Source organism: uncultured Streptococcus sp. (assembly GCF_915066115.1).
Taxonomy (GTDB): Bacteria; Bacillota; Bacilli; order Lactobacillales; family Streptococcaceae; genus Streptococcus.
Genome location: NZ_CAJZDT010000063.1, coordinates 1 through 10537 on the forward strand (window position 1 = coordinate 1; position 10537 = coordinate 10537).

The 10537-nt window shown below is 37.3% G+C and carries 21 protein-coding genes; 1 reads left to right on the forward strand and 20 read right to left on the reverse strand.

What is annotated here, in order from left to right; all coding sequences use genetic code 11:
* Positions 1 to 68 precede the first annotated feature (68 nt).
* From QZ565_RS05530 to QZ565_RS05625, 20 genes are all read right to left on the reverse strand, one after another.
* Entirely contained in the window at positions 69 to 365 is a 297-nt protein-coding gene (locus QZ565_RS05530) for an HNH endonuclease (protein ID WP_295526677.1), read from the reverse strand.
* Between the two features lie 462 nt (positions 366 to 827).
* A complete protein-coding gene (locus QZ565_RS05535) occupies positions 828 to 1370 on the reverse strand; it encodes a site-specific integrase (protein WP_049505458.1) in 543 nt (180 codons plus the stop codon).
* A gap of 191 nt (positions 1371 to 1561) precedes the next feature.
* Positions 1562 to 1963, reverse strand: coding sequence for a transcriptional regulator (locus QZ565_RS05540; protein ID WP_265491758.1), 402 nt, complete (start codon positions 1961 to 1963; stop codon positions 1562 to 1564).
* Complete coding sequence (locus QZ565_RS05545; protein ID WP_295526681.1) at positions 1960 to 2298, reverse strand: helix-turn-helix transcriptional regulator; 339 nt, start codon at positions 2296 to 2298, stop codon at positions 1960 to 1962. The genes QZ565_RS05540 and QZ565_RS05545 overlap by 4 nt, the downstream gene beginning before the upstream one ends.
* Positions 2289 to 2540 (reverse strand): hypothetical protein, encoded by a 252-nt coding sequence (locus QZ565_RS05550; protein ID WP_295526684.1) that lies wholly within the window; start codon positions 2538 to 2540, stop codon positions 2289 to 2291. Before QZ565_RS05550 ends, QZ565_RS05545 begins: the two co-directional genes overlap by 10 nt.
* Positions 2540 to 2800, reverse strand: a complete 261-nt coding sequence (locus tag QZ565_RS05555) for a DUF1372 family protein (protein ID WP_295526687.1) — start codon at positions 2798 to 2800, stop codon at positions 2540 to 2542. The genes QZ565_RS05550 and QZ565_RS05555 overlap by 1 nt, the downstream gene beginning before the upstream one ends.
* Entirely contained in the window at positions 2797 to 3495 is a 699-nt protein-coding gene (locus QZ565_RS05560) for a DUF1642 domain-containing protein (RefSeq protein ID WP_295526690.1), read from the reverse strand. Before QZ565_RS05560 ends, QZ565_RS05555 begins: the two co-directional genes overlap by 4 nt.
* Entirely contained in the window at positions 3492 to 3809 is a 318-nt protein-coding gene (locus QZ565_RS05565; RefSeq protein ID WP_295526693.1) for a 3-dehydroquinate synthase, read from the reverse strand. Before QZ565_RS05565 ends, QZ565_RS05560 begins: the two co-directional genes overlap by 4 nt.
* Positions 3806 to 4210 carry a YopX family protein gene (locus QZ565_RS05570; RefSeq protein WP_265491764.1) on the reverse strand — a complete coding sequence of 135 codons (405 nt, stop codon included), beginning with the start codon at positions 4208 to 4210 and terminating at the stop codon, positions 3806 to 3808. The genes QZ565_RS05565 and QZ565_RS05570 overlap by 4 nt, the downstream gene beginning before the upstream one ends.
* Positions 4207 to 4449 carry a hypothetical protein gene (locus QZ565_RS05575; RefSeq protein ID WP_265491765.1) on the reverse strand — a complete coding sequence of 81 codons (243 nt, stop codon included), beginning with the start codon at positions 4447 to 4449 and terminating at the stop codon, positions 4207 to 4209. The genes QZ565_RS05570 and QZ565_RS05575 overlap by 4 nt, the downstream gene beginning before the upstream one ends.
* A gap of 11 nt (positions 4450 to 4460) precedes the next feature.
* Positions 4461 to 5819, reverse strand: a complete 1359-nt coding sequence (locus QZ565_RS05580) for a PcfJ domain-containing protein (protein ID WP_295526698.1) — start codon at positions 5817 to 5819, stop codon at positions 4461 to 4463.
* Positions 5816 to 6292: a Cas9 inhibitor AcrIIA9 family protein gene (locus QZ565_RS05585; protein WP_247939128.1), complete on the reverse strand. Its 477-nt coding sequence runs from the start codon at positions 6290 to 6292 to the stop codon at positions 5816 to 5818. The genes QZ565_RS05580 and QZ565_RS05585 overlap by 4 nt, the downstream gene beginning before the upstream one ends.
* Positions 6293 to 6397: 105 nt before the next feature.
* A complete protein-coding gene (locus tag QZ565_RS05590; RefSeq protein ID WP_295526708.1) occupies positions 6398 to 6625 on the reverse strand; it encodes a hypothetical protein in 228 nt (75 codons plus the stop codon).
* Between the two features lie 9 nt (positions 6626 to 6634).
* The gene (locus QZ565_RS05595) at positions 6635 to 7096 is read right to left on the reverse strand and encodes a methyltransferase domain-containing protein (RefSeq protein ID WP_295526711.1); all 462 of its coding nucleotides are present in this window, start codon (positions 7094 to 7096) and stop codon (positions 6635 to 6637) included.
* A complete protein-coding gene (locus QZ565_RS05600) occupies positions 7096 to 7290 on the reverse strand; it encodes a hypothetical protein (protein WP_295526714.1) in 195 nt (64 codons plus the stop codon). The genes QZ565_RS05595 and QZ565_RS05600 overlap by 1 nt, the downstream gene beginning before the upstream one ends.
* Positions 7290 to 8183, reverse strand: a complete 894-nt coding sequence (locus tag QZ565_RS05605; protein ID WP_295526717.1) for a phage replisome organizer N-terminal domain-containing protein — start codon at positions 8181 to 8183, stop codon at positions 7290 to 7292. Before QZ565_RS05605 ends, QZ565_RS05600 begins: the two co-directional genes overlap by 1 nt.
* Positions 8184 to 8203: 20 nt before the next feature.
* Positions 8204 to 8416, reverse strand: coding sequence for a hypothetical protein (locus QZ565_RS05610; RefSeq protein WP_295526720.1), 213 nt, complete (start codon positions 8414 to 8416; stop codon positions 8204 to 8206).
* Positions 8417 to 8496: 80 nt separating this feature from the next.
* On the reverse strand, positions 8497 to 8754 hold the full coding sequence (locus tag QZ565_RS05615; RefSeq protein ID WP_000370958.1) for a hypothetical protein: 258 nt from the start codon (positions 8752 to 8754) through the stop codon (positions 8497 to 8499).
* A 13-nt stretch (positions 8755 to 8767) separates the two neighbouring features.
* Entirely contained in the window at positions 8768 to 9481 is a 714-nt protein-coding gene (locus QZ565_RS05620) for an ORF6C domain-containing protein (protein ID WP_295526749.1), read from the reverse strand.
* Positions 9482 to 9623: 142 nt separating this feature from the next.
* Positions 9624 to 9827 carry an XRE family transcriptional regulator gene (locus QZ565_RS05625; protein WP_261079961.1) on the reverse strand — a complete coding sequence of 68 codons (204 nt, stop codon included), beginning with the start codon at positions 9825 to 9827 and terminating at the stop codon, positions 9624 to 9626.
* Positions 9828 to 9881: 54 nt separating this feature from the next.
* Here QZ565_RS05625 and QZ565_RS05630 point away from each other — a divergent pair, with 54 nt between their 5' ends.
* Positions 9882 to 10364, forward strand: coding sequence for a hypothetical protein (locus QZ565_RS05630; RefSeq protein WP_295526754.1), 483 nt, complete (start codon positions 9882 to 9884; stop codon positions 10362 to 10364).
* The last annotated feature ends 173 nt before the right edge of the window (positions 10365 to 10537 follow it).

Below are 10537 nucleotides of genomic sequence, written 5' to 3' on the forward strand. Positions count from 1 at the left end.
GACTTGACAAAATGATTTTGCAAAAAGAGGGGGGGCTAAAAATTTTCATTTTTCATTTTTGAAAAAATTTAAAAAATTTTTTTCTTTTTTTTCTGCCAATACAATCCTTGGTTGATTACTCTATCATTCACTCTATCATGAAACGTATTGTGTTTCTTATTCGTCAATGGCAAGCAATTCCATTCAACAAATTCAAGTTCAGGATATTCAGACACAGGAAAGATATGATGTACCATTTCAGCTTGAACAGAAATTCCGTAACGCAAACTTTCTTGGCAAAGATAATCATGCTTACGCATTATCCTATCACGGAACTTCTCCCACTTCTTAGATTTCAAGGATGGTCTGATAGGTTTGTTATACATCTCAAACCTCCTTTCTCAATGCCAAAAGGGACAGGCCTTTGACCTATCCCCTCCTCATACAAGAAATCTATGCTACCATAATAAACCTTTTTTTGTGAGACTTCAAGATGCCTTTTGTCTCATTTTATTTTGTTTATAAAATCATAGGCCAATACAAAAACAAATACGAGTGGTAAGAAAAGAAATATCAATCCGTTCTCAACTAACTTTAATACATCACTTTTCCCCCAATCAAAAATAACGACTAAAAAAATTAAGGTTAAAAAATAGACAACTAGATATCCTAAAAATAATCCCAATGTTTCATCCTCCAACTATACCAATTTTATCCCTCACCTTCACATATCTTATATTTTGTTAAACTCACTCTAAATCTCAAACCCTTACTAATCATAGGTTTTAAAGAGTTTCATTTTTTCACTTTATGCTTAACTCATTATGTGAAAGTAATATCTAAAAAAATTAAATGACAAAGTTCCGTAGTGCGTCATCAAGCTCTGCTTGCTCTATCCCTATGTATCTCAGAGTGATTGCAGGTGATGAGTGATTGAACATTTTCTGCAATGTCCCTACGTCCTTTGTCTTGTTGTAATATTTATAACCAAACGTTTTTCGCATTGTATGTGTTCCAACATTATCAATGCCAAGTTCTTCAGCAGCCTCATGAATAATTTGATAGGCTCTCTCACGAGTGATTGCTTTATTTTTCCCTTGCCTACTCTTGAATAAGAAATGATGAAATGGTTTGTCTTCGACATATCTTCTCATTTCTTTCTTGAGTTCTTTTGTCATCCGTCTTGTTATCTGCTTGCCAGTCTTCCGTTCTCTCAGCTTGATGTGCCATCCCTGTACATCTTTAACTTTCAAGGTAAGTATATCTCCGACTCGCAAACCAGTATTCAGACCTGTGATGAATAGCATATAATACATCTCATTCCACTCTCTGAGATAATCTTTCATTGCCTGAATGTCGTCATTATCTTTTATCGGTGATACAAATTCCATATTCTACCTCCTTTCCCAAAACAAAAAGCCAGCATTTGCTGACTCTTGACGATACTTCTGTTGGACAACTTTTCTGACTAGAATTAAGGATGACTCCTAAAGTGTGATGTGTGTTTTTGTTTCAGAAGTTCATGCTATCATAATAACCCTTTTTTTGTGAGACTTCAAGATGTCTTTTGTCTCATGTTTATTTATAGCTCACCTTTCAAAATAGCGTACTGCTCTAGGATAATCCTTCTACGTCGATAGATTGTAGCTTTGCTCATGAATTTCTGTTCTGCTATTTCTTCCCATCTCAGTTGAGGATATCTCCAGCGCAGATTAAAGATTTCCTTATCCTCATCAACTAGATTGATCAGGAGTTTGTTAATAATCCCTTTGAATCCTTCGAGAAATTTTAAGGTTGGATCATCCGCTATTCTGATTGCAATTGTTTCGGTAGGTTTGCTTATTCCTACGCTGGGCCCACTTTGAGAATCTGGATTTCGAGTTTCTAGTTCTAGCCTTCTCAAATCTATTGTCCGTTGAATGTTTTGAAATTTGAAAAGTTCTCTGTCTAATGTTTTGAGGTCTTCGTCGCTTAATTTCTTCAATTCCTACCCCCTTGATATCTTCGTGACTGCTTCCACTTGATAAGCTTGCCATCGTTATTATTGTTAAAATAATCTGTCAATCTTGCTGTTGGACTTTCTTTATAGACCACTTTTTCAACTACCTGGATTGCAGGCATCATTTCATCATCTATCCACCCAACAAGCCAAGCAGGATTTACATCATAGGTTTTAGCAATCATTTCAATTTGTTTGATTGAAGGATATCCACCTCTCTCATACAAATGGATTGTATTTTGAGAGACACCTGTATCTCTGGCCATATCTTTGACAGAGATACCTAGGTCCTCTCTAAGCTCTTTTAATCTTAGCTGCATCTTACTCTCCATTTTCTAGTATTAGCTTTTATGATTCTAGCCTGCTCTTGCATCTGCTTCCATTCATAATCCATGATAATTTCAAGTTGATTATTACAAAGACCTTTTAAGAAATCATTTTGAGCTTCTAGTTTCTCGATATCCTTATAGGCCCTTTTATACAGTTCATCTTCCAAAAATCTAATGCGCTCTGCCATTGCTTCTTGAATAATGATGTAAGTTGGTTTCTTGTACTTTGCCATCACAATATTACCTCATCTCCTATTTTAAGAGATTCATAGTTTGTTTGAGTAACTACGAATATTCCGTAATTTTGCAATGTAACAGTGTACATGTCACCAATCTTCTCCTTTTGTGATATTCTGCCTTTGATTTCTGCTCCTTGATTGTCAGCTTTATAAACGACAATCGGACGCTTTGCTTCTAGTTTTTTTATGTGGATACTCTGCCAAATATTTAATCCAGCAGACAATAAAATCCAGATTGCGATAAAACGTTTCATTCTGTGACCTCCTCAACTTCAAGTAATGGATTATTAAACACTTCACCAAAACCGGATTCCTCTAGTTCTTTTCGGGTGTGAAATGCACGAATATCTTTCATATCACAACCGCTATCCATGAACCATTCATTTCTTGGTGCATAGTAATTCAAGAATGCGTTATCTTCTTCAACTCCTTTAATTCTAACTGTATACCGCTTCTCCTTCTTAACCTTGTAGCCTAATATCCAAGCTAGTGCGAAAAGTTCGGAGTTGTCCCAATACCATTCTGCAACTCTGTCAGACATACTTGCGTCTATTGAATAGGACAATGTATACCCCAGTTTTTTCTGTTCTGTTATAAAATCCGCCACAAACTGCGGAATTACTGGTATATTCAATTCTTGCCGAATCTTATCAGCATCCTTCAATTGATTACCAACCCATGCTCCCTCAAGTTTGCCTTGCTCGTAACCACTGCGATATTTCATTGAACCGTAGTCGTCCCCTAATTCTTTAAGAATGTCATTAAGCCATCTGGTTTGAGTTGTTGGATCAAACCCTCTAATTCGACGAACGACATCTTTTAATTTGAACGGCAACGGTTCTGGTTCGTCTAAAGACCGTAAGTCTTTCAAAACCAAATCAACCGAGGTCAATTTCTTCTTGCTAGCTTTAAATTTTTCATAGCGTTCAATTAGTCCCTGTATGTTCATTCTCTATCTCCTTCGATTTCTAAAACGGCATCCTGTATAAAAGTATTGCCAATTCCATAGTGTTTGTATTCCTTAGCTGTCACTTCAAATCTTTCTTCAACTCGCTTATTCCCTGCATAACCTGAAACGACTAGAATATATCTTCTTTGGGTTCTTGTTGGTACAAGTACTGAACTTTTCCCAGACACCACGGGTATGAATGTGGTGTGAGGTTCATCAATGTACTTATCTACTACTGTCCCACTCGAAATCTGGTGACATGCTACGAGGAAGGATGCGAATAAAACAACACATAGGATTTTAAAATATCTCATTCCTTCTCCTCCAAAAGCTCTGGATTTTCATAGACGTTTCCGATGATTTCTCTTGAATTAGCCACATTACACAATCGTTCAAAATTGTTGTATCTAATCAAGCTGTTTACAAACATTCCTAAATCTTCTCTATATTCGATAATTCCATTTAACAAACCATCTTTTGTACCAAAAACATCTTTCTCGTATATCTCCCGTAAATTTTTGTCAAACATCCCTGTGAAACGTCCTACTGATTCTATATTTACAGGACACCAAGAACCTATAGTAATGTATTGTTCGTTAGCTTCTACCACTTCGTTGATAATAAATGCTCTTCCTCTATCTTCAATTAAATGTCCGTATTGCCATTCTCCTTTGCTATTTTCGTCAATGGATAACCCTCTAAATTTTGGTATCATCTTGCACCTCTTATAATTCTCATAAATTTCGGCATTTCACCGTGATATTCTTCAAGAAGAAAAAATTTTCTGCAGCACTCAGCGTAGTCATAGGTTTTATTAACCTTTAATTTTTGCTTGAGTGTTTTCTTAAATTTCTTCGGACATACAGCAAATTGAACTTTATCATCGACAACTAGCCAGGCTATAAAATATCTATACGAATAATTATAGTGTTTTCGTTTTTGTCTAAGGTTCATCCTTCCACCTCCTACGCTGATTTTTGTACTAATTTCGTTTGCTTCATCCATTCTTTGGCTATATCCCAGACTTCAGCTGGTACATCTTGGTTATATTTGCCACGAAATTGGGCTATTTTCCCCTGTCTTACTTCGAGTGTGTACAGAGGTGTTTTAGGTTGGTTTGATAAACGGACAAACACTATTAAGGTATTACCTTTAAAATGCTTGTCTGTGTATGAGCTTACGCAGTGATGTAGCTTCTTGCCCTCATAGATAAGCTCGGCCACTTTTCTAGGGACATGGAATGCGTATCCCTGGATGGTCTTATCCATTCCTTCTCTGAGTTTAAATTCAGCTTCAAGTTGCTTGCGTTTCTTCTTATCTTCCAGTTTTTGTTTTTCTTCGACGAATTGATTGTATAATCCGACTGTGTGATTGTGCATTGCCGTAAAATCCTTTGGTACAAGCATAGCATCACCTTCAGGCTCAATGCCCATTTCTCGTAGCATCTTGAGATAGTCAAGGTATTCATTGAAGTCAATATGATTCTTGATAACCCAATTCTGAAACTTATTGATCCCGATACCTTTCGGTATATGCTTGATATCGTGGTAAGTCAGATAAGACTCAATGCCAGGCACTAGTTGGCCGTTCCGTTCTTTTAATCGACGGCTCAATTCAAATTCATTGAAACTACGATTCGAGTTCTTAAAGAATTGTTTGTTCTTTTGCAGCCATCTGCGGTTCAAGGTTCGCATATCTACATTTCTTGTAAATCCAATTCTGTAATCTGGATACATGATTTCGTTGGCTAATCTATAAGCATGAATTTTCTGAGCAAATTCAATTTCAAACTTATATTTGTAAAGCCGTTCAATTTCCCAGTAGTAAATATTCCCGAACTTCAAATATTTGAGTTCAGATACCTTTTTAAGTTTTTCAACCCAATTGTTTGGATAGAATATATTACCTGTATAATATCCTCCGCTAAAGAAATTAGCGAAAAGATACGGATAAAATTGTCCGTTGTAATCTTGGCCAATCTTCACATGTTTGTCATTTTCGAATCGCTCCAAATTTGTAAAATGCCAATCGATAAATTGTTTTCCTTCAACCAACTTCGACCTGAATTCATAAGATTGTATTTCGATACGTTTCGAAGTGCTGAGAATGATAGAGAAAAAGTAAGTCTTGTCATAAAAAGTGAGCCGTGACGACTTTGTCAGTCGCTTTTCAATACAATGACCAAGGTTCAAATCTGAAGCAATTATGGTCTTGTCCTTATTGGTCCATTTATACGTTGTGATTTGCGAATAGCACCAGTTCCAGAAGTTTGCAGGTGGTTTCAATCGTCTATCGGCTTCTCGCTTGCATTGTTCATGTTTCATTCATCCAAGAAATCGAAAATGCTCATTTGCTTTTCGACTACTCCTTTCTCTTTCTTAATTTTAGGTTTCATGATGATATCATCATCTGGACCAGCGCCTTTCCTAATTTTGGCGACATCAACCTTTTCTTCAGGAGAAGCCTGAGATTTGTCTTCCTTTTTCTTCTTGACGGGCTCAACAGGCACCTGCTGGATGTTAGATACTTGTGAATTTGAGATAAAGTACTCTCTAACCCATCTGAAGACAGTAGCATCATCGATACAAGCGACTCCGTTTTCAGCAAATTTACGAGCTTTTTCTTTAGCATGGCTTAAAGCACACTTCAGAGAGTATCGCTCTTTTAAGATTCCTTTAAATAATTCCTCATCCTCCTGATCGCATATCCAGTTATGAACACGGTCAAGTGCGGTATCATGTGGTTGATTTAATTCCTCCAGCAACTTAGCCAGAGCTTTTTCTTTAATGTCATTCATATTATTTTCCAAAAAATACGACTGCCTCTGTGTGTGAGTTTGGCTAAATACGGGCAGTCGCTCGTCCAGGTCACACGACCGATTGACGCATATTCTAGCTCGCTTTTAACGTGGTTCTCGGCACGTTGATTTTGTCGCTAAGTAATAACAATCCTTAGCACCGTAGTCGAATCGTGTTGTCCGCTTTCCGATGTACTTCTGAAATCTTGGGTGAGTGATAGCCGAGAATGCCCATTGATGGTCTTCCATCCGTTCAATGAGATCATCAACGTTATTAAACGTCCCAAGGAAGAATTGACAGTGCCCGTTATAGACGAAGTAAAGATTTAACATCAATACCTCCTAAAATTTCATAAAAGCCATCCAGTGAGTTGTCCCACGCTGTTGCCCAAAAAGTGGTTGTTGTGGGACTAAGTCCAAAATTTCCTTAACATTTACTTGAGCATCAGACCACTTGAAAATAAGTGTTCCCCCTGTTTTCAAGACCCTAAAACATTCTTCAAAACCTTGTTGTAAATCTAATCTCCAAGTCAACAAGTCTAGTTGTCCATATTGCGCACGCATGAATGATTTCTGACCAGCCCATAGCAGGTGTGGTGGGTCAAATACAACAAGGTTAAATGTTTCATCATCAAATGGCATATCTCGAAAATCTGCAACAATGTTTGGCTTAACATTGATTTTCTTTTTGTGAATCTCAAATTCCTCTTCACGTCTATCCATATATATTGTGTGTGGCTCTTGTTTATCAAACCAGAACATTCTAGAACCACAACACGCATCTAGTATTCTAATATCTTTCATCACTCCACCTCGACTGGGTAAAAATTTCCAAAGGAACCCCTCAATGCCTTGCCAACTTGTAAGGCTGCCGCCCGAGAGATAAACCGCAATGCTTTCTTCTCCTCAGAACACGAAATGTCCAAGCCAGTCACTCCGATAACCACAGATCTCAGAAACGGCTTATCCTCTCTTGTCCCATGCTTTAAAATAAACATTAGCTACCTCTGTTTTCAAGCCTTTCAAGTAGTTCACGTTTACGCTCTTCGAGTTCCTTCTTAGTCTCATCACTGGTATTGTTGACATAGTTAGGCTGTGACCATTCAGGAACATTTGATTTCTGATTACCTGGACGTTTGCTGATTTTACTTTCTTTGTACGCTCTCTCACGTTCATCGACTGCTGCAATCGTCAAAACTCCATCATTCTTCCAATTCGTCAAAATCGCTCTGATATAACTGAAATTTCTTTTACCATTGTCAGCAGCAAGACCAATTGCTTTCAGAACAACTTTCGCTTCCATTCCATCCAAAGTGATGAACTCTTTTAAGATTTCAAATTGAGTTCCATCCAACGGAGCAATACGAGATTGATATTCTTCGACGATGAGTGAGACTGGATTTTCATCTACATCTTTCTCTATCTCTGTATCTATATCTATATCTATATCTTTCTCTATATCTTTCTCTATATCTATATCTCCGTTGCAAGTTGTTGCAATGGTGTTGCAATGCAACCCCCTCGACTCTCTATGTTTGCGACTTCTACGAGTGCTCGCCGTTTCGCTCCCAACCATCTCAGGAACCTGTTCTAAGAAATAATCTCTATCATTTTTTCTAGTCAGCAATCCCTTACTCTCCAAGAAAATCAAAGTGATTTTAATATCTTCAACATTCTCATCAATAACAAGAGCGATTTCTTCAGCTAGATTGTCAGCAAGTCCATCATAGTAGATGTGCCCGCCATCCTCTAAACTAATCAACATCATTTTGAGATAGATGATAGTGTGCGTATCGCCACCTGCAATTTTACGAAGCAATTTCATTTCTTTGGACTTGAAAAAATCCTGAGCTAGTTGAATCCAGTAGTATCGCTTGTTTTTAACTACCATTGATACCCTCCGTTTCTCTACTAATCCACAAATGTTTCTTTTCGTGTCACGGGATCAATATCCACACGGCGACCTGTTTTAAAGTCGATAAACCCTTTTTCAAATTGTGGCGCTTGAAATTTAATCTTCTTTTTCTGTCTCATGGCCATTTTAAGCTTGATATTCATCATCAGCGATTCAATCAATACTACTGATACTACTGTGCCTACTGCGATAATTTGTAAATTGTTCATGTTTTTTATCCTCTTTTTGTGCTATAATATAGTCAAATAATTTTGCTAAGACCTTGTCCAGAAGCCTTTTAGTAAAGTTATTATATTTGATTAGAGAGCCATTCCTTGATGGCTCTTTTTGACCATTTCTTACCAGGTAATTCCTTTGGAAATCCCTTTAAGTAACGATAATTATCTGAAAATGTGGCATACTTAATTCCTAGAAAATCACAGGTAGTGTTCACATCCATCAACTCTGGATAGTGATCACTATCTTTTTCTATTTCGACTAGCCTTGTGATTGTGTCCTTGATAATGGATTTAATCCATTCAGATAGTGAAAGTAGAACATTGTCCATCTTCTTCCCCTTTCTAGATTTCGTCAAATGAATTCAATTTCATGATTTTCATCTTAGTGTTTGTGCTTGGCTCCCACGTCATCCAGTAAGCAAGAGCAGCTTCTGCAAACTTCTTCGGTAGCAAATCATAGCGACTAATGTTAAAGTGGTCTTTGAAATCAATCTCAGCTTGTCTAAAGACTGACTGAGCGAAAGTCTTATCCGCATAAGCTGGACTATCAATACCACCTAAGCAAGCCACGACACGAGCTTTGCGCTTCTTCAGGAGCGATTGAGCATAGCTTGGATGAATCGGTTGCTCACTCTTAAGATAGTCAATATCTTCCAGCATAGTCGCTTGTTGCTCACGCAACTTCTTCTGGCCAGTAAACAGAGCAATAAAAGCATCCTCGTCCAAATCCTCACGGATAAATCCACCCTGCTTGCGAATGGCTGGCAAGACCTCTGAAGTCACCCAGCGCTTAAACTCTTTCGCTTGAGGCAATTTGCTGGATAAGATAAGAGAGTAGAGACCTGATTCGTTGATGATGATAGTTTCTTGAACCCTTCCTAAGTTATCTATGAGGCCCTGTTTTAGGGCGTCATCTTCATCAACGTGAAGAGCAATCGCATTTCTAGCCTTGCTATATCCTAGGATATCCGCTACATCCTTACCGACAAACCAAGGCTCGTCATCAATTGTCAAAGTACGGACTTCCTGTCCTTGAAAATTAAAAATTTCGTTCATAATGTTCCTCTTCTTACTTTTCCTAGTATTAAAATAGTTTCCCAAACATCTAGTCCCTCAAGACTATCGATCATCATCTGACTAAGTTGGTGATTTTTCTTCTGCCAATTCAGTATTATTTTCGCTTGCATGTACGGACCTCTCAGTGATTTCTCCAAGGGTTTTCAATACCCAAAATATCTACGACTTTTTCTTTCACATAATCACTTCCTTTTCCATATTTCAGTAGCTCGGAAATAACTGATGATGCTACAGGTACTTGTTTTGCCAATTCGGCTTGAGTCATATCCAACTCAATCAAACGAGTTTTAATTTTAGCCTTGATTATCTTTAGTTCTTTACTCATATTCTTCCTTTCTAAATTTGATATAATTAAAATAAAAACGACTGGAGGAGAATAATGAAATCTTCATTTTTTCACTATCTAAAGGAAATCGTCTTATATGGTGTCCTAGTTCCGATTTCGACAGTTATCGTAGGATTTCACCTTTTTACTACCTTCTATCCTATTTCTGATTCACTATTAACAGATTTCTTGAAAGCTTTTACAGAACAAAGAATCCTTGCTATTGTATTCGTTCTTATTCTTTGCTTTGTATTTTTCGGTTCAATTTATTACTGTATTTCATGTGGACGAAATAGAAAATTGATACCTGATAAAGTTTATACACAAATCACAACTTACATTTCATCTGTAGGTTTAGCGACTGCAGTGATAGCTGTCGCTACCTTGACTCTTACAGAATTACAGTTTTCAATCCTTACAGGTTGGATTGCTTTTATCGCTTTGTTGTTGCCACTTCTGAAGTTTAAAGTCCAATACAGCACCTATCAGAGTAGCGACAATGTAGCACAGAAAACTACCGAAAACAAAGCCAATTAAGAAAGGCTCTACCATTCTCCTTTCCCCCTTTCTTTTTAAAAAATTATCTAAAAAGTTAGCGAACTCCTTGACATCTCTAGTCAAATGTTTTAAAATAATATTCGTAAGCTAAAGAGTTAGCGAACTAGACAACTAAAAAATAAAGCCTTACAAAACTGATTGGCGTCTGTTTT